The organism is Phaeobacter sp. 11ANDIMAR09 (genome assembly GCF_001294455.1).
GTDB lineage: Bacteria > Pseudomonadota > Alphaproteobacteria > Rhodobacterales > Rhodobacteraceae > Pseudophaeobacter.
Map to the genome: position 1 here is coordinate 213174 of NZ_LIKT01000003.1, position 17972 is coordinate 231145.

At 59.5% G+C, this 17972-nt stretch carries 14 protein-coding genes; 4 read left to right on the forward strand and 10 right to left on the reverse strand.

The window, feature by feature from the left end; all coding sequences use genetic code 11:
• Position 1: 1 nt before the first annotated feature.
• The 3 genes from atpA to AN476_RS03995 all read right to left on the reverse strand — a co-directional run bounded on the left by atpA (position 2) and on the right by AN476_RS03995 (position 3296).
• Positions 2–1540 (reverse strand): F0F1 ATP synthase subunit alpha, encoded by a 1539-nt coding sequence (gene atpA, locus AN476_RS03985; RefSeq protein WP_054459670.1) that lies wholly within the window; start codon positions 1538–1540, stop codon positions 2–4.
• A complete protein-coding gene (locus AN476_RS03990; RefSeq protein WP_054459671.1) occupies positions 1541–2101 on the reverse strand; it encodes a F0F1 ATP synthase subunit delta in 561 nt (186 codons plus the stop codon).
• Between the two features lie 448 nt (positions 2102–2549).
• Complete coding sequence (locus tag AN476_RS03995; RefSeq protein WP_054459672.1) at positions 2550–3296, reverse strand: class I SAM-dependent methyltransferase; 747 nt, start codon at positions 3294–3296, stop codon at positions 2550–2552.
• Between the two features lie 61 nt (positions 3297–3357).
• On the opposite strand from AN476_RS03995, the gene gloB reads away from it, so the two are divergent.
• The 3 genes from gloB to AN476_RS04010 all read left to right on the forward strand — a co-directional run bounded on the left by gloB (position 3358) and on the right by AN476_RS04010 (position 7646).
• Positions 3358–4125 carry a hydroxyacylglutathione hydrolase gene (gene gloB, locus AN476_RS04000; RefSeq protein WP_172684790.1) on the forward strand — a complete coding sequence of 256 codons (768 nt, stop codon included), beginning with the start codon at positions 3358–3360 and terminating at the stop codon, positions 4123–4125.
• Positions 4126–4326: 201 nt separating this feature from the next.
• On the forward strand, positions 4327–6657 hold the full coding sequence (clpA, locus tag AN476_RS04005) for an ATP-dependent Clp protease ATP-binding subunit ClpA (RefSeq protein ID WP_054459674.1): 2331 nt from the start codon (positions 4327–4329) through the stop codon (positions 6655–6657).
• A gap of 2 nt (positions 6658–6659) precedes the next feature.
• The gene (locus AN476_RS04010) at positions 6660–7646 is read left to right on the forward strand and encodes a M23 family metallopeptidase (protein ID WP_054459675.1); all 987 of its coding nucleotides are present in this window, start codon (positions 6660–6662) and stop codon (positions 7644–7646) included.
• Between the two features lie 72 nt (positions 7647–7718).
• Here the strand turns inward: AN476_RS04010 and AN476_RS04015 are convergent, their stop codons facing one another.
• The 3 genes from AN476_RS04015 to AN476_RS04025 form a co-directional block, all read right to left on the reverse strand.
• Positions 7719–10094, reverse strand: coding sequence for a peptidoglycan -binding protein (locus AN476_RS04015; RefSeq protein WP_054459676.1), 2376 nt, complete (start codon positions 10092–10094; stop codon positions 7719–7721).
• A 3-nt stretch (positions 10095–10097) separates the two neighbouring features.
• Positions 10098–11318, reverse strand: coding sequence for a biopolymer transporter ExbB (locus AN476_RS04020; RefSeq protein ID WP_054459677.1), 1221 nt, complete (start codon positions 11316–11318; stop codon positions 10098–10100).
• Between the two features lie 76 nt (positions 11319–11394).
• Positions 11395–11925 (reverse strand): gamma-glutamylcyclotransferase, encoded by a 531-nt coding sequence (locus AN476_RS04025; protein ID WP_054459678.1) that lies wholly within the window; start codon positions 11923–11925, stop codon positions 11395–11397.
• A 71-nt stretch (positions 11926–11996) separates the two neighbouring features.
• Here AN476_RS04025 and AN476_RS04030 point away from each other — a divergent pair, with 71 nt between their 5' ends.
• Positions 11997–12998, forward strand: coding sequence for a DUF2125 domain-containing protein (locus AN476_RS04030; protein ID WP_054459679.1), 1002 nt, complete (start codon positions 11997–11999; stop codon positions 12996–12998).
• 205 nt (positions 12999–13203) lie between these two features.
• Here AN476_RS04030 and AN476_RS04035 read toward each other — a convergent pair whose 3' ends face one another.
• The 4 genes from AN476_RS04035 to AN476_RS04050 all read right to left on the reverse strand — a co-directional run bounded on the left by AN476_RS04035 (position 13204) and on the right by AN476_RS04050 (position 17946).
• Complete coding sequence (locus AN476_RS04035) at positions 13204–14040, reverse strand: extensin family protein (protein WP_083464228.1); 837 nt, start codon at positions 14038–14040, stop codon at positions 13204–13206.
• Positions 14041–14117: 77 nt separating this feature from the next.
• Positions 14118–15053 (reverse strand): prephenate/arogenate dehydrogenase family protein, encoded by a 936-nt coding sequence (locus AN476_RS04040; protein ID WP_054459681.1) that lies wholly within the window; start codon positions 15051–15053, stop codon positions 14118–14120.
• Positions 15050–16141: a histidinol-phosphate transaminase gene (hisC, locus tag AN476_RS04045; protein ID WP_054459682.1), complete on the reverse strand. Its 1092-nt coding sequence runs from the start codon at positions 16139–16141 to the stop codon at positions 15050–15052. Before hisC ends, AN476_RS04040 begins: the two co-directional genes overlap by 4 nt.
• A 155-nt stretch (positions 16142–16296) precedes the next feature.
• Positions 16297–17946, reverse strand: a complete 1650-nt coding sequence (locus tag AN476_RS04050) for a peptidoglycan-binding protein (protein ID WP_054459683.1) — start codon at positions 17944–17946, stop codon at positions 16297–16299.
• Positions 17947–17972: the final 26 nt, after the last annotated feature.

Genomic DNA, 17972 nt, shown 5'->3' on the forward strand with positions numbered 1-17972 from the left:
CTTACGCGAAATCAGCGGCGAATGCGTCCAGCGCTGCTTTGACTTTATCTGCGGCATCGCCCTTGATCTTGGGATCCTCAACAGAGATCCATTCGAGCAGGTCAGCGTGCTTGCTGCGCAGATGCGCCAGCAGACCAGCCTCGTAGCGACCAACTTCCTTGACGTCGATCTTGTCGAGGTAGCCGTTGGTGCCCGCGAAGATCATGCAGACGATTTCGGAGTTGGTCAGTGGCGAGTACTGAGGCTGTTTCATCAGCTCGGTCAGACGGGCACCACGGTTCAGCAGCTGCTGGGTGGCGGCGTCGAGATCGGAGCCGAACTGCGCAAAGGCAGCCATTTCGCGGTACTGAGCCAGCGACAGTTTCACCGGACCAGCGACCGAAGACATCGCTTTGGTCTGAGCCGAGGAGCCAACGCGCGAAACCGACAGACCGGTGTTCACAGCAGGACGGATACCCTGGTAGAACAGTTCGGTTTCCAGGAAGATCTGGCCGTCGGTGATCGAGATCACGTTGGTTGGAATAAAGGCGGAAACGTCACCACCCTGGGTTTCAATCACGGGCAGCGCGGTCAGCGAGCCGGAACCGTAATCTTCGTTCAGTTTCGCCGAACGCTCCAGCAGACGGGAGTGCAGGTAGAAAACGTCACCAGGATAGGCTTCACGACCGGGTGGACGACGCAGCAGCAGGGACATCTGACGATAGGCCACAGCCTGCTTGGACAGGTCATCATAGATGATCAGAGCGTGCTTGCCGCTGTCGCGGAAGTATTCCGCCATGGCGGTGGCAGCATAGGGTGCCAGGAACTGCAGAGGGGCAGGATCGGAAGCGGTCGCGGCAACCACAATGGAGTATTCCATCGCACCGGACTCTTCCAGCTTTTTCACCAGCTGAGCAACAGTCGAACGCTTCTGACCAATCGCAACATAGACGCAGTACAGTTTCTTCGACTCGTCGTCGCCTGCAGCTTCGTTGTAGCTCTTCTGGTTCAGGATGGTGTCCAGAGCAATCGCGGTTTTACCGGTCTGACGGTCACCAATGATCAGCTCACGCTGGCCACGGCCAACAGGGATCATCGCATCCACAGATTTCAGGCCGGTTGCCATTGGCTCGTGCACCGACTTACGTGGGATAATGCCAGGGGCCTTAACGTCGGCAACGCCACGCTTTTCAGCGTTGATCGGGCCCTTGCCGTCCAGCGGGTTGCCCAGACCGTCCACAACGCGACCCAGCAGTTCGGGGCCAACTGGAACGTCCACGATCGAGTTGGTGCGCTTGACTGTGTCACCTTCTTTAATGTCGCGGTCGGAGCCAAAGATAACGATACCTACGTTATCGGCCTCCAAGTTCAGCGCCATGCCCATAATTCCGCCAGGGAATTCGACCATTTCACCAGCCTGAACATTGTCGAGACCGTAGACGCGGGCGATACCATCGCCAACGCTCAGCACGCGACCAATTTCAGCCACCTCGGCTTCCTGACCAAAATTATTGATCTGGTCTTTTAGGATCGCAGAAATCTCTGCTGCTTGGATACCCATTTATCCGACCTCTTTCATTGCATTCTGTAGGGAGTTGAGCTTGGAGCGGATCGAGCTATCGATCATCTTCGAGCCCACTTTAACGACGAGACCGCCAATGATGCTTTCATCGACGGTTGCATTGATGGTAATCTTTTTGCCTACGCGCTCTGCCAAAGTCTTGGCCAGCTTCTCGCTCTGGGTCTTGGTCAGTGCCTTGGCCGAGATCACCTCGGCTGTCACTTCACCGCGAGCCTCTGCCAGGCGATCCCGCAGAGCGGTGATAAGAGCAGGGACAACAAACAGACGGCGCTTTTGCGCCATCAGCGACAGTGTATTGGCCAGAACGGGTGCCAGACCCATCTTGGCAGCAATCGCTGCAATGGCGGCACCCTGCTCATCCCGAGAAATCAGCGGCGAGCTGATCAGGTTTTGCAGATCGTCACTGTCAGCCAGGGCAGCTGCCAGATCATTGATGCTGGTTTCAAGGCTATCGAGCGCCTTGCTTTCTTCGGCGATCTCAAAGACCGCAGTGGCATAGCGCGCAGCAATGCCTGCTGAAATCGAAGCTGGTTCGGACACGTCCACCCTTCCGACATTTGGCCCCGGTTGGCATGCCTGCGATGCAGACGGCGTCCGGGGGCGTGAGCAAGCCCTACCAAAGCGGCAGGACGTTAAAATCAGCGTGGATGTAACAGAGCGTTAGCATCCTATCAACTGTCTATAGCCCCAAGGGTGAAATCGGTGACATCAATGTTTTCAAAGGGTTAGCTAAACTGCGGCTCTTTGCCCCTCTAAACAGGAGCATTTTTATCTACGTTACGGCACCGATTTACGATTCCTGACGACGCAAAAACGACAAGAATGCCTGTTTTTGACCTGGCCACCGTCAGCAAACTTCAAGATCCAATAGAAAAAAATAGGAAACAGAATCATCTTCTCCAGCCGTCGCCTCTCGATGACAGGAACCAATGCGACCTAAAATCCTCCCTGGATCTTTGCCGGAACGCGGCCCTGGACTGGTCCGGGGTTAAACCGGATCCGGCAGCGGATTCGACAGACCTTCCAGCACCCGGATTGGATTCGAGCGCTTGATCTTGGTCATATGCCCATGCTGCGGATGGGTCTGTTTACTGACCTCAACCATAAACACACCGCCTGCAAGCATGGCGGGCAACTGCCGCCCTACCCTTTCAAACAAGGCACCAAACTTGAGCCAGAACCGCTTTTGACTGGGCATACGGTACAGAGCTGCCGCGTGACGTTCGATGGTGAATTCGTGCAGGCGCAGCTGATTTTCCAACTGAATGAGCGTATAGGGCCGCCCATAGCCAAAGGGGGTCTGGTCAGACCGGGCCCAAAACCCTGCCCGGTTGGGCACCACAAAAATGGCCCGCCCTCCCGGCCCCAGCACCCGGCGGCATTCCTCCAGCACCTGTGTCGGCCGCTCCGAGGTTTCCAGCCCGTGCATCACCACCAGCCGATCCAACCGTCCGGTGTCTATCGGCCAAGAGGTCTCTTCGCACAGGACTGATACATTGGGCATGCCTGCCGGCCATTGCATTACCCCCTGCGGTCCGGGCATCAATGCGATGACCCGCCGTGCCTCGGCCAGATAGGGCCGCATCAAGGGCGCTGCAAAGCCAAACCCCGCCATGGTTTGCCCCGCGGCCTCGGGCCAGAATTCCAGCAACCGATTGCGCACCGAAGCCTGCGCCGCACGCCCCAGGGTGCTGCGGTAGTAAAAATTCCTAAGATCCTGAACATCAAGATGCATTGCGGGTGCCTGCTGCTTGGGCCAATCTATGCGCAGTGTAACAATGGAGAGGCGAAAGACCATGCCCCTGGAAATCATTACCCTGCCCTGTCTCTCGGATAACTATGCCTATCTGCTGCATGATGCCAAGAGCGGTAAAACCGCTTTGGTCGATGCACCAGAGGCCGAGGCGATAAATTCAGCGCTCACCGCACGCGGTTGGGGGCTGGATGCCATTTTGCTGACCCATCACCACTATGACCATATTGACGGCACCGAGGAGCTGCGCAGCCGCTATGGCGCCCAGGTCTATGGCGCCGGGGCCGATGCCGCCCGGCTGCCGCCGCTGGACCATGCGCTCGAGGACGGTGCCTCTTTTGATCTCTTTGGTGAAGAGGTTCAGGTGCTGGATGTTTCGGGCCACACCATCGGTCACATCGCCTTTTACCTGCCCCAGAGCCAGGCGGTCTTTACGGCTGACAGCCTGATGGCGCTTGGCTGCGGCCGCCTGTTTGAAGGCTCTCCGGAGATGATGTGGGTGAGCCTCAACCGTCTGATGGCCCTGCCGCCTCAGACCCTGGTCTATTCGGGTCACGAGTATACCCAGTCCAATGCCCGGTTTGCGGTGACCATTGAGCCCGACAATGCCAATTTGCAACTTCGCATTGATGAAATTGACGCAAAACGCGCCATAGGCGAGGCCACCGTTCCGTCTCCATTGCAATTGGAACTGGACACAAATCCGTTCCTGCGGGCTCATCTGGATGAGGTAAAAATGGCCATTGGAATGCAAGATGCTGAAAATAAAGCAGTCTTTGCGGAAATTCGGCAGCGAAAGGACAATTTCTGATCCGGCAGGTCATGGTTTACCCGCTTACAGGCCGGGTGCAAATCGACCGCTTTCAAAAGAAATGTGACCTAAATTTGAAAGAAAGTCCTTGAAGCTGCCGCTCTATCAACCAAACTCTAATACTATGAGGACATGGTTGAAGAATGGGGAAGAGGCAGAACGCCGATACCCGGATCAACCCAAGAACAGAGGAGCACGCCCGTGCCTTCATTCTCGAGCACATTAGAACAAGCCATTCACGCCGCGCTCGCGCTGGCGAATGAGCGGCGCCATGAGTTTGCCACGCTGGAACACCTGCTGTTGGCTTTGATCGAAGAGCCAGAAGCTGCCCGCGTCATGCGCGCCTGCGGCGTTGAGCTGGGTCAGCTACGCACTTCGCTAATTGAATTTGTCGACGAGGACCTCGCCAATCTGGTGACCGATGTCGACGGATCAGAGGCTGTGCCGACGGCGGCCTTCCAGCGTGTTATCCAGCGCGCCGCCATCCACGTACAAAGCTCCGGCCGCACCGAAGTGACCGGCGCCAATGTCTTGGTGGCGATCTTTGCAGAACGCGAGAGCGACGCCGCCTACTTCCTACAGGATCAGGATATGACCCGTTATGACGCGGTGAATTTCATCGCCCATGGCGTGGCCAAAGATCCGGCCTTTGGGGAATCCCGTCCGGTGACCGGCGCCCCCGAAAACGAAGAGGACTCCATGGGCGCGACGCCCCCCGGCGAGGGCGATAAGAAAGAGAGCGCACTTGACAAATACTGCGTCGATCTCAACGCCAAATCGCGCGAAGGCGATATTGATCCGCTGATCGGCCGCAGCCATGAGGTGGAGCGCTGCATCCAGGTGCTGTGCCGCCGCCGCAAGAACAACCCGCTGCTGGTGGGGGATCCCGGTGTCGGTAAAACCGCCATCGCGGAAGGTCTGGCCCGCAAGATCGTTCAGGGGGAAGTGCCCAACGTTCTGGCAGAAACCACCATTTTCTCGCTCGATATGGGCGCGCTCTTGGCCGGCACCCGCTATCGCGGCGACTTTGAGGAACGTCTCAAAGCCGTGGTGACCGAGCTGGAAGATCATCCCGATGGCGTACTCTTCATTGATGAGATCCACACGGTGATCGGCGCTGGCGCCACCTCTGGCGGTGCCATGGATGCTTCCAACCTGCTGAAACCTGCCCTGCAGGGCGGCAAGCTGCGCACCATGGGCTCAACCACCTACAAAGAGTTCCGTCAACATTTTGAAAAGGACCGCGCCCTGGCGCGTCGTTTCCAAAAGATTGACGTCAATGAACCCTCGGTTCAGGACGCGGTTGAGATCCTCAAAGGGCTGAAACCCTATTTTGAGGAACATCACAGCATCAAGTTCACCGCCGATGCGATCAAATCCGCAGTGGAACTGGCGGCGCGCTACATCAACGACCGCAAACTGCCCGACAAGGCCATTGACGTGATTGATGAAGCCGGGGCGGCCCAGCATCTGGTACCGGAAAGCAAACGCCGCAAAACCATCGGGGTGAAAGAGATCGAAGCCGTGGTGGCCAAGATCGCCCGCATTCCGCCTAAGAGCGTCACCAAGGACGATGCTGAGGTGCTGAAGGATCTGGAAAAGAGCCTGAAACGTGTGGTCTTTGGCCAGGACGATGCCATCGACGCACTGTCCAGCGCTATCAAACTGGCTCGTGCCGGTCTGCGTGAACCCGAGAAGCCCATTGGCAACTATCTGTTTGCGGGCCCTACCGGGGTTGGCAAAACCGAAGTTGCCAAACAGCTGGCCGATACGCTTGGTGTAGAACTGCTGCGCTTTGACATGTCAGAATACATGGAGAAGCACGCGGTGTCGCGTCTGATTGGTGCCCCTCCCGGCTATGTCGGCTTTGATCAGGGTGGGCTGCTCACCGATGGGGTTGATCAACATCCCCACTGCGTGCTGCTGCTCGATGAGATTGAGAAGGCGCATCCTGATGTCTTCAACATCCTACTGCAGGTGATGGACAATGGTCAGCTCACCGATCACAACGGTCGCGCGGTAAACTTCCGCAACGTGGTTCTGATCATGACTTCCAACGCCGGGGCCTCGGATATGGCCAAGGCCGCTATCGGCTTTGGGCGCGACCGCCGCGAGGGCGAAGACACCGCTGCGATTGAGCGCACCTTTACGCCTGAATTCCGCAACCGCCTGGATGCCGTGATTGCCTTTGCACCGCTGCCCAAAGAGGTCATCCTACAGGTGGTCGAGAAGTTTGTGCTGCAGCTGGAAGCCCAGCTGATGGACCGCAATGTCTCGATCGAGCTGACCCGCAAAGCCGCCGAATGGTTGGCTGACAGGGGCTATGATGACCGCATGGGGGCGCGCCCACTGGGGCGGGTCATTCAGGAGCACATCAAAAAGCCGCTGGCCGAAGAACTGCTCTTTGGCAAACTTGCCAAAGGTGGGTTGGTCAAGGTGGGCATCAAGGATGGCAAACTGGACCTGCGGATCGAAGGTCCGACCAAGCCGCGGATCTCTGGCGATAAACCGCCACTGTTGACAGCCGACTGACCATGCGGCTGCCGATAGGAGCATTTCTCCTCTCGCTCGTCACGGCCCCCGCCGTGGCGAGCGATTTCACCTTACACTGGCCCCTGGACTGTCGCCTGGGCGAATCCTGCCATATCCAGCAGTATGTCGACCATATCCCCGGCCCCGGTTCCCAGGATTACACCTGCCAGGGGCTGAGCTATTCAGGGCACAAGGGCACAGACATCGCCCTGCCCTATCTCAGCGACATGCAGGCTGGGGTCACAGTCCGCGCCGCCGCCCCTGGTGTTGTGCGCGGTTTGCGCGACTCTATGCCCGACGCCTATGCCACCGATGAACATACGCAGGCTCTGAAGGGCCGCGAATGTGGCAACGGCGTGGTGCTCCGTCATGACGATGGGTGGGAAACCCAGTATTGTCACCTGAAACAGGGCTCCATTCAGGTCCAAAAGGGCCAGCGGGTTGAGGTGGGCACCCCCCTCGGCGAGGTGGGCCTCTCCGGCAAGACCCAATTCCCGCATCTGCATTTGTCGCTGCGCCAGAATGGAATTGTGGTGGATCCCTTTGCCCCCGAAGGGCGGCAGTCTTGCGACACGTCTGCAGAAACCAATGCTGCTGCTTCTGCAAGCCTTTGGTCAGAGACACCTCCCTATCAGCCCGGAGGTTTCCTGGGGGCTGGATTCGCGGCACAGGTTCCTGAGTTTCAGGCCATCAAATCCGGCGCCGCTGCCGCTACAGGGCTGTCGACCAAATCTCCAGCGCTGGTCTTCTGGGCCTATGCCTTTGGCGGCCGAAAGGGCGATCGCATACGCCTGACCATTTCCGGGCCACGCGGGGTTTTCTCGGTCCATGAGATCGCCCTTGAACGTGACCAGGCGCAGTTTTTCCGCGCCTCCGGAAAACGGCTGCGGCGCGAAGCCTGGGACTACGGCCGCTATACTGCCTTGGCCGTTTTGCTGCGGGATGACGAAGAGATCGACCGTATTGAAGAGGTGATCGACCTGCGGTGAGCCTCGCGCTCACCAAGGGCTAGCGCCCCCCTTCACCCTGGCAACGGACTTTCAGAACTTGGCTGCCGGTGCTCAGCGCTCGGTGAACTTCAGCTCGATGCGGCGGTTTTGGGCGCGAGCTTCCGGGGTGTTGTCACTGTTCACAGGTTGGAATTCGCCAAAGCCATTGGCCGCCAGACGATCCGGCGCGATCCCCAGGTTTTCGATCATAAAGCGCACAACTGACAGGGCCCGGCCCTGGCTGAGCTCCCAGTTGTCGCTGTATTTCTCGCTGCCAGCCATGGCCGTGTTATCCGTGTGGCCATCCACCCGAATGATCCAGTTGAGCTCCGGTGGGATCTCAGCAGCAACCGCCTGCAGGATCTGTGCCACCTTTGCCACCTCTGCCTGCCCGGCTGTCGACAGATCGGCACTACCAGAGGCAAACAGCACCTCGGAGGCAAAGACAAAACGGTCTCCTTCGATCCGGACGCCCTCCTGGCTGCCCAAGACATTGCGCAAACGGCCAAAGAATTCAGACCGATAGCGCTCCAGCTCTTGTGCCTTGGTCTCCAAATTCTCAGCTTTGTTGGCCAATTCTGCCGCCTCAACCTCCAGCCGCTTACGTTCGCTTTCCTCCAACAGACGGCGACGACGCTCTTCCGAAGCCGCCCGCGCCAAGGCCGAGTTCAGATCCTGGCCCAGGTTTTGCAGCTGCACCTGCTGCGCCGCGTCACGCTGTTGATAGTCGTCCAGAATGGCCTGCAAACCGCCCAGCTGTTCGCGCAGAGCAGCCACCTGCTGGTTCAACAGTGCCGTTTCGCGCTGCGCTTCGGCCGATAGGGTTTTCTGATCGGCCAGAGCGGCCTCAGCCTGGCGCAGCAATGCCGCGCGCTCCTCGGCCAGACTGCGGTTCACATCAGCCGTGTCTTGGGCATTTTGCTGCGCGTTCAGCGCCGCCAGCAGCCGTTGTTGCAGCACCGCCTGATCGCTTGCCGCGGCCTGGGCATTTTCCAAAGCATCCAACGCTTCCAGCAAACGCAGCTCGACCGAAGCCCGTTCTTCGGCGGTCGAGCTTGCAGCCCTGCGTGCTGCGGCCAATTCGTTTTGCGCCTGAAGCAATTCCGCCTCAAGCCCCGACATCACCGATGCGGCATCAGCCTGCAACCGTGCCAATTGCGTTTCGACCTGACGCAGAGAGGCATCCGCTGTCGCCCGTTGCGCCGCCAGCTCCTGCTCCAGCAGCCGCACCGCTTCGGCATGTTGCGCCTGCAAGGCTGCCAGCTCGCTTTGGTACTGGGTTTCGGTTTCGACATTTGCCGCACGTTGCCGGGCCAGTTCGGCTTCCAGCGCCGCCTTGTTCTCTGCAGCAAGGCGGCGCGCGCTTTCCAGGTCGCTGTTCAATTGCGCCTGTGTGGCGGTGCTGTCCTGACGCAGGCGGTTCAACTCGATCTCCAGGGCAGCAACCCGACCCTCGGCTGCAGATTGGGACACCTGCATCTGCGCCAAGACCCGCGTCAAACGTTCGGCCAGCTCGTCGCGCTGCTCCGACTGCGCCTTGGCAGCTTCCAGTGTTTCCAGCGCCTGTTCCAGATCCGTGTTCAGGGCCTCCTTGGCCAGCTCCGCGGCAGCCAATAGCGTTAACGTGTCCTCGGCCTCCTGTCGCTGACGTTCCAGCGACAGGGTCATGGCCGTCAGTTCGGCATCCGCCGTTTCCAATCGGGCACGCAGGGCTTCGGCGGCGGCAGCTTCAACCAGGCGGGCCTCCTCCTCGGCACTCAACCGGGCGCTCAATTCCGCCACTGCAGTGTTGCGTTGCTCACCTTCGGCTTCAAGATCCGCAATCAAGGCCTCCAGTGCTTCGCGTTTGGCCGCCGCCAGTCGAGCGTTTTCAACACTCAGATCTATTTCCTCGCGGGCCTGCGCCAGCGCCAGCGTCATCGCTTCCGCCTCGCTGAGCAAGGTCGTGCGCTCGGCCTCCAGTGCCTCTTTGCTAATGGTCAGTTCCGCAATCTGAGCCTGCGCGGCATCGCGTCCGGCAATAAAGGCCGCGACCTGGGCCTCAAAGGCGGTGATCTGGTTCTGGGCCTGCGCCAAAGCCGCCTGTTGCTGATCCCGTTCAGCCGTGAGCCCGGCGATCACCGTACGCTGCTGATCCAATGCGTTCTGGGCCTGCGCCAAATCGCTTTGGGTGGTGGACAGGGTTGAGCTCAGCGCACCAAGCCGCGCGCTCAAACGGCTGTTGTCGCGTTCTTTCAGCCCCAAAGCATTGGCCAGTGCCTGCACTTCGGAAGACAGCTCATCCAATTGGCTTTCTTGGCCAGTAATCGTCTCGCGCAGGACAAATTGAACCACCATAAAGATGGTCAACAGGAACATCAGGACCAACAGCAGCCCCGTCATGGCATCGACAAAGCCGGGCCAGATGGAATTCTGAAATCGCTGCCCACTGCGCCGCGACAGGGCCATGGTCTATTCCTCGCCTTTGAGGAAGGCCGAAGCCTCTTGGGTCTGCGCGGCTTCCGGCGCCTGACGGCCCCGGCCACGCGGCACCGCAAAAGCCTTGACCATGAGGTCTATATCCTTGCGCAGCTCTGCGAGGCTTTCCTGGCGGCCCGCAGAAATCTCTTCGAGAATGCGCAGCATTTGCACATCGATCGAACGCAGCCGCATCCGGCTTTCGGCATCCATGCCGACATCCCCCTGGGCCCGCATGATCTCCGTCAGGGCTTCCTGGCCCACCGCAACCCGGTCCAGCGCCCCCGCGATGCTTGCGGCCTGATCCTGGCGCGCGTTCATATCATTGATCGCATCAACCAATTGCGCCAGCTTGTTGTCAACCTCGGCGCGGCTGGCGGCATTCTGCGCAAACATCGCCTGCAGCGCATCCATCTGTTCCGCCATAGTATCCAGCACCTCGGAGACAACCCCAGTATCGCCAGTACCGCTGCCCTCTTCACCAGAGGAAAAGCTCACCCGCGTAAAAGAGGACAGCCACTCCTCCAATTCGCGGTAGAACCGGTTTTGACCATGGCCGGCAAAGAGCTCCAACAGGCCCACGATCAAGGATCCCGCCAGGCCCAGTAGCGAAGAGGCAAAGGCCACGCCCATGCCGCCCAACTGCGCCTCTAGCCCGGTCATCAGACGGTTAAATACCGCAATACTTTCTTCGCCCTCCTGTGGGGCAAGACTGCGGATGGTGTCCACCACTGCAGGAACCGTTGTTGCCAGGCCGTAAAAGGTCCCCAGCAACCCTAGGAAAATCAACAGGTTGACGATATATCGGGTGATTTCGCGCTCTTCGTCCACCCGCTGCGCTACGGAATCCAGGATCGAGCGTGTCGAGGAAGATCCTAATTGCATCCGCGCCGCCCGCGAGCGCAGCAGGGCCGCCAGAGGTGCCAGCAGCGAGGGCGCGCGTTTCTCACCCCGGCTGCCGCCGGAGGCAAAGCTTTCAATCCAGCGGACCGAAACGATCAGCTGAAAGACCTGCCAGAAACAGGACAGAACGCCGATGACAAAGACAATGACGATAAAGCCGTTGAGCCAGGGATTGGCCTGAAACACCGGTAGCACTTTGGGCAGGGCCACAAAGATGCCAAAACCGGCAAGTCCAAGCGCGATCAGCATCAGAATGATTTGCCGGACCGGTTGCGAAAACTGCGGCCGCGTCTTGCGGTCTGTATGGGCCATGCTCGGTGCAATCCTGTCAGTTCTTTGACTAATTTAACCCGGAGCTTAAAGGCAAAGAGACAAAAGCACCAAGGCTTTATCCGGTAATTTGTCGCACGCGACGCATCAACCACTCCAGTTCGGCGTCCCCCAGTCCAATCTCGCTCAGATGTTCGGCCGTATTGTAGAGATATTCGGTATTGGGGCCGCGCCCCCCCACCGCCGTGGCGATGATCTGCGCCTGTTTTTCCAGTGCCATGCCACCGCAATATTGCGCGTGATGCGGATCAATCACATAGGTCACCGCCTGAACCGCCGCGCCGGAATGCAGATCCACCATGAGATCGCGCTCTAGATAGGCGGAGGAGACCAGTTCCCGTTCACGCAGATAGGCCAGGGTCTCCTCTTCGGCGCCTGAAGTCACCGCCAGGGCAAGACCCTGACACTGCGATCCGGCAACCTCATCAAGCGCCAGGACAAGCCCAGGGGCTTCGGTGGTGCCGCGATGATGAATTGAGGTCATACAGAAGGAGCGCGCATAGCCCTGCAGGGTCGCCACCTCGCTGCGCGCCACCGGGAACCCAGGGTTCCACAACAGCGATCCATATCCGAAAACCCACATTGTCATGATCTATGGCCCTTTTTATCCGCCGCCTATAAACAGCAAAATGCGGGCTAGAAAAAGAGGATCTTTGCAGAATGCGACTGCTGAAATGGCTTAGCCTTGGCGCGGCTGTCTGGATTGCCTATTGGGGGCTGGCCGCCTGGGGGCTGCGCAGCGGCTTTGAAACCTGGTTTAGCGAACAGCAACGCCAGGGCTGGCAGGTCTCTTATGGGGCTCTGAACACCCGGGGCTTTCCCGCACGCCATGTGACGCAGATTGACCAGCCACTATTGGCAGATCCCGGAACCGGCCTCGCCTGGAGCGCGGATTGGGTCAGTTTTGATAGCCCCGCCCTCTGGCCCGGCAGCCAGAAACTGCAATTTCCGGACACGGCTCAGCGGATTTCATTTTTTGATCAGACCCGCACCGTGACCGCCCAGGAGCTGCAGGCAGACCTGCACCTCTCTCCGGGTCTTGCCCTGGAGGTGGAGCAACTGTCACTGACCAGTAAGGCCTGGCAGATTAGCGACAGCGGTGGGGCGCTGTGGCAGGCCAAAGATCTGACTTTGGAACTGCGACAGCAAATCCAGCCCGAAGAATACCATCTGAGCGCGGAAGCCCGTCAGTTTTCCCCGCGCGGCCTGTTGCGCAGCGGTTTTGGCCTGTCCGTCGAGGACATGCCCGCGCAGTTTGACACCCTGCGCCTGCAGGCTGATCTGGCCTTTGACACCCCCTGGGACCGACGCGCGATCGAATTGCGACGCCCTCAGATCCGGGAGATCACACTGGACCTCGCCGAAGCTCAGTGGGGAGACATGCGGTTTCAGGCCGCAGGGGCGCTGGAGGTTGACGAAAAAGGGCGGCTCAGTGGAGCGTTGACCGTGCGGGCGGAAAACTGGCGCGCCATTTTGGATATGGGGGAGCGGTTGAGCCTGTTGCCGCCAAGCAGCCGCAGCACGGTGGAAAAGATCCTAAACCTGTTTTCCACCGGATCCGGCAGCGACGCAAAAATCGACACGACCCTGCGCTTCCAAGATGGGCAGATGTGGGCCGGTCCGCTGCCGATTGGCAAAGCTCCGACACTCGTGCTGCGATAGGCCACGAGCGTTTCCCTCCACTCCAGGCCAAACCATCGCTAACAAAAAAGGGGGGGCTCCCGCCTGATCTGGGACTTTCCACAGGAAAGCCCGCCTCAGTTGGGCCCGGCGCCGCGCCAGGCGCGGCGCGGTCACGTTTCGTTGCCAAGGTGTCACAAGACAGGAAGTGCAGCGCCTCCGCTGGCACCCTGCGCTGGCCGCCCACCTAACGGCAATAGGCACCGCCGCGATGCCGCGCCACGTCCAGATGAAAATGATCGCGGTGATACCGGTCCGCCTCAGGTCCCAACACGGTTCCAAAGGGCCCACAGGCGGCTTTCCAGATCCGCCTCATGGATTTGCGGGTCTCGCGGGCAGTCCAGCCCTGAAGCACTGTTACCAAGGTGCCGTCCTCCAGCTTGAAGCCCGCGATATCAATCGCCTTGCCACGGCCATGTTCCGAGATCCGGGCCCCAGGGCGGTTGTTGCGGGTGCGGCAGGCGTAATGCGCCGCGACCCGCAGACTGACGACTTTGTTACGCCGCCCAAAGGCCGTCTCCACGTCCTTGGAAACCCAGCGTTTCAAGGCCTTTGCCATTTCGCAAGTCATTATCGAGCCCTGGCTGAGCGTGACCCCAGCGACGGAGGTCACCCGCACTGCATCTTTGGCGCCGCAGCCAGGTATTTCAGCCGCCACCGCCCCAATGGGTTTTCCCTGGATTTCGATATCACCGCAGACCGCGCCCCGGCGCAGCATGCGGCGCTTGAACAGGGCCTGTTCGACAATTGCCTCCGGTCGGACCAAGGGCACCAAGGACTGATCAATCCTGTTAGGGGCAAGCCCTGCGGGCAGAGCCGCCGCGGCCAGAACCTGCTCTGACACGGGACGCCCCACAGGACGCACCCTCGCGCCCACGACCCTGCCTGCGGATTCGAGATCAGCCAGCGCTGCAACAGTAGACTGCGGGCGTGAGGCCTGCGGGGCCTCCATCGCCACAGGACGCAGCGAGGGGCGCAGCGAGACCTCGGGCGCCTGAGAGGCCTGTGCCACGGGAAGACCCATCCCAAGTGCAACGGCGACAAGCCAGGGCGCCCCCCCGGTTGGGCTGAGATGCAGAAATCTGCCTGCCCTGCGCCCGTTCACGATTTATCACTCCGGCCCAATTCACCCCGACCGAAGTTGGGCGCAGATGTATCCTGCCCAGCCTCGATAATGCCGCGCCGAATGGCCCGCGTATGGGTGAAATAATCATGCAGATGCTCGCCATCGCCAGTCCGGATAGCCCGCTGCAGCGCAAAAAGCTCCTCGGTGAAGCGTCCAAGAATTTCCAGCGTTGCCTCCTTGTTGGTCAAAAAGACATCACGCCACATGGTGGGGTCCGAGGCGGCAATCCGGGTGAAATCGCGAAAACCCGCCGCCGAGTATTTGATCACTTCGCTGTCGGTCACCCGGCGCAGGTCATCCGCGACCCCAACCATGGTATAGGCGATCAGATGCGGCGCATGGCTGGTCACCGCCAGCACCAGATCGTGGTGATCCGCATCCATCTCATCCACATTGGCGCCCATGCCCTCCCAGAGGCCACGCAGCTGGTCAACCGCCGCCCGATCACTACCCGCCACCGGCACCAGCAGGCTCCAACGGTTGTCAAACAATTCGGCAAAGCCCGCCTCGGGGCCGGAATGCTCGGTGCCCGCCAGAGGGTGGGCCGGGACAAAATGAACGCCCTCGGGAATATACGGCCCAACCGCTTCAATCACATGCGCCTTGACCGAGCCCACATCCGAGACCGTAGCTCCGGGTTTCAGGGCCGGGCCGATTTCGCGCATCACCGCTTCCATAGCCCCAACGGGCACGCAAAGGACCACCAGATCGGCTCCCTCAACAGCCTCAGTCGCGGTGTCGCAGACCCGGTCGCACAGGCCGATGCGGCGCGCGGTCTCGCGGGTCTCATTGCTACGGGCATAGCCGGTGACCTCTCCGGCCAATCCGGCACGTTTCATCGCCCAGAACATTGACGACGCTATCAGCCCCAGGCCAATCAGGGCGACGCGGTTATAGATGACATTGCTCATGTGGCAGCCTGCTGTGACTTGAACTCTGAGATGGCAGCGATCAGAAGACGACAAGCCGCTTCATCGCCAATTGTGATCCGCAAGGCGGTGGGCAGGTTATAGCCAGCAACCCGGCGCACAATCAGGCCCTGACTCTGCAAATAGATATCGCAGGCCTCGGCCTCGGCCTGGGAGGCAAAACGCGCCAGAATGAAATTGGTGCAGGAAGTATCCGAGGCCACGCCCAGCTCCGCCAACGCTGCGGCCAGCCAGCTGCGCCATTTGGCGTTCTCTGCGCGGCAATGATCGATATAGGAGCGGTCCCGCACAGCGGCCTCGGCCCCGGCCAGCGCCGTGGCGGAGACGTTGAAGGGCCCCCGCACACGGTTCAACACATCGACGATTTCCGCCGGGCCATAGCCCCAGCCGATCCGGGCTCCGCCTAGCCCGTAGATCTTGGAGAAGGTCCGGGTCATAAAAACATTGCTACGCGCATTGACGAGGGAGGCCCCCGCATCAAAGCCTTCGACATATTCCGCATAGGCCCCATCCAATACCAAAAGCGCCCCGGCAGGCAGGCCATCTGCCAGACGCGCCACTTCGGCGGCGGAAATCATCGTGCCGGTGGGGTTGTTGGGATTGGCGATGAACACCAGTTTGGTGCGCTCGGTGCAGCCCGCCAGCAGGGCGTCCACATCGGTGACCCGCTCGCGCTCGCGCACTTCCACCGGGGTGGCACCTGCCGCAAGCGCACTGATGCGATACATGGCAAAGCCGTGCTCGGTATAGAGCACCTCATCCCCCGGACCAGCAAAGCACTGGCACAAGAAGGCAATGATCTCGTCGCTGCCAGCGCCGCAGATGATCTGTTCAGGGTTCAGCCCCTCAACCTCGCCAATTGCCGCGCGCAGAGCCAGATGATCCGAGCTGGGATAGCGATGCATATTCGCCGCCGCCTCTTGCATGGCTGCAATTGCAAGCGGGCTTGGCCCAAGTGGATTTTCATTGGAGGAGAGCTTGACTGTGTTGCTCACCCCCGCCACATGGGCCGCGCCGGCCTGATAGAGAGCGATATCCATAATACCGGGCTGCGGCGTGATCTGGGTCATACTTCGGGCTCCTTGGTTCCCCCTCGTAATAACGAGGCCCAAGCCAATGGGAAAGCGGCAAGATTACTGCGCCTGCGCAATTGCCACAGGAACGGGCGGCAGGGGTCGAAAATGCAAAATCACCCCGCCTGAACCAGGTTGCCAGCCCAGTGTGCTCACTTGGCCTTTTGCAATTTCTTCAGTTTGGCCTCGGCCTTTTTCTCCACCATAGCGGTAAGATCTTTGCGCAGTTTGGCATCCTTGCGCATGGCTTCCTCCATGGTCTTTTGCAAAACCTTGACAGACTGCGAGCCATCAGAGCCTTCCAGAGCCTTATTGGCAAAGGCCACAAAGACCTTGTCTTGCAAAGCCCCGGCCACCTCCGCATAGATCGCGGGGCCGTGCTTTTTGGCAAACTCTTCCACCGCATCGGCGCCGTATTTCTTGATCAGATCCCCCTTCCAAACCGGATCCATCACCCGTGGGATCAGTTTTTGCGCCAGAAAGCTCTGCGAATTGGCCAGGTAGCTGGAACCAAAACCAGACACCGCCTTCATCGGCCCAGAAGCCATAATCCCCCCGGAAAGCACCTTGACCACCGCATCTGTAAATTCTTTCTGGTTCGGTGCGCGTCCCTTTTCCACCAAAGGCTTGAACAGCATGATCGCCTCTTTGGCGGCATTTTTGACCATTTCGGCACCGACACCGGTGGTAAAGACCTTCTCCATAAACAAAGTCAGCGACTTTTGTGAAAAGGTTTGAAACATCTTTGAGGGCAGTTGGGCCGCCACCTTGGTGGCAATGCCTTTCAGAAAGGTGCCGCTCAGCTTACCACCCGCAGCCCCTGCGGCCCCGGCAAACATCGTGTCCAGCGCAACCTTCTTGGCCGCCCCTTCCCAGGTGACCTTGTTGCCCGCCAGATATTCCCCAAACTGCCCGGCGCTGGATTTCATCGCCTCGGTGCCCGCCGCCGCAATCGCATGGGCTTTGACAGGGTTCATGCCCTTGGTCGCAACCAGGCGCGCGGTCGCATAGACTTCGATCACCGTAAAGGAGGTCTCGCGCACAATTTCCAGGGTAAAGACCGCTTTGCTCGCGGTGCCAATGCGCGCCTTGATAAATTTATCAAAGGCCTTTTGCCCAGTGTTGTAGACCCGCGTTGCCTTGGCATCCTGCTTTTGCACCTTGGCCCAATCCGGTTTGGAACGGCTCACCAGGGCTTTCAGGCTGCTGGCCTCAGAGCGTGCGTTCAGGATGGGTGTCCAGGGTGGGTCGGTGTTTTCGTTCAGCGTCGACATGGTGAATTCGGCAATCGCCATCATCATGCCGTCTTCAGCCTGACGGGTTTTTTCCACGTCATTGCAGAAATCCACCCAACACTCCGCCTGGCCCAGCATCATATTGGCCTTGGACAGGATCTCATGTTTGAGCGCCTTTTCTCCCGCCTCGAACTCGCGCATCTCGACCTGCTTGGTCTTGCCCTCTTCCTTGACCTCATAGACCGAGATCTTTTGATCATTTGCGATCATCGCCTGCAACTTGGCCAAGCCCGCCTTCCAGGTGCGCATGCCAGGGTCGACGATGCCATCGGGCTTCTTGAACCCGAGGGCATTTTTTTGAAAACTGCGGATATCCTTGATCAAGCCCGCATCGCATTTTTGCGAGATGGCGATTTTGCCAAAGCCATTGGCCTTCAGCATCAAGCGCACCAGCTCCACATCAGCGCCTGCGTTTTTGACCGGTTTGAACTTTCCTTCACCAGACTTGGCATCTGGTTTGGTAATACGGTTTTTATCCCCCACAGGGGCCGACAAATTAAGTGCCATAACAGGGCTCCGAGTAAAAAAATAAA

What these genes read in the sequence shown, in the direction of transcription:
- atpA (WP_054459670.1), bottom strand. Translation starts at nt 1,540, where the DNA reads ATGGGTATCCAAGCAGCAGAGATTTCTGCGATCCTAAAAGACCAGATC.
- AN476_RS03995 (WP_054459672.1), bottom strand. Translation starts at nt 3,296, where the DNA reads ATGCATCTTGATGTTCAGGATCTTAGGAATTTTTACTACCGCAGCACC.
- gloB (WP_172684790.1), top strand. Translation starts at nt 3,358, where the DNA reads ATGCCCCTGGAAATCATTACCCTGCCCTGTCTCTCGGATAACTATGCC.
- AN476_RS04010 (WP_054459675.1), top strand. Translation starts at nt 6,660, where the DNA reads ATGCGGCTGCCGATAGGAGCATTTCTCCTCTCGCTCGTCACGGCCCCC.
- AN476_RS04015 (WP_054459676.1), bottom strand. Translation starts at nt 10,094, where the DNA reads ATGGCCCTGTCGCGGCGCAGTGGGCAGCGATTTCAGAATTCCATCTGG.
- AN476_RS04020 (WP_054459677.1), bottom strand. Translation starts at nt 11,318, where the DNA reads ATGGCCCATACAGACCGCAAGACGCGGCCGCAGTTTTCGCAACCGGTC.
- AN476_RS04025 (WP_054459678.1), bottom strand. Translation starts at nt 11,925, where the DNA reads ATGACAATGTGGGTTTTCGGATATGGATCGCTGTTGTGGAACCCTGGG.
- AN476_RS04030 (WP_054459679.1), top strand. Translation starts at nt 11,997, where the DNA reads ATGCGACTGCTGAAATGGCTTAGCCTTGGCGCGGCTGTCTGGATTGCC.
- AN476_RS04035 (WP_083464228.1), bottom strand. Translation starts at nt 14,040, where the DNA reads ATGGGTCTTCCCGTGGCACAGGCCTCTCAGGCGCCCGAGGTCTCGCTG.
- AN476_RS04040 (WP_054459681.1), bottom strand. Translation starts at nt 15,053, where the DNA reads ATGAGCAATGTCATCTATAACCGCGTCGCCCTGATTGGCCTGGGGCTG.
- hisC (WP_054459682.1), bottom strand. Translation starts at nt 16,141, where the DNA reads ATGACCCAGATCACGCCGCAGCCCGGTATTATGGATATCGCTCTCTAT.
- AN476_RS04050 (WP_054459683.1), bottom strand. Translation starts at nt 17,946, where the DNA reads ATGGCACTTAATTTGTCGGCCCCTGTGGGGGATAAAAACCGTATTACC.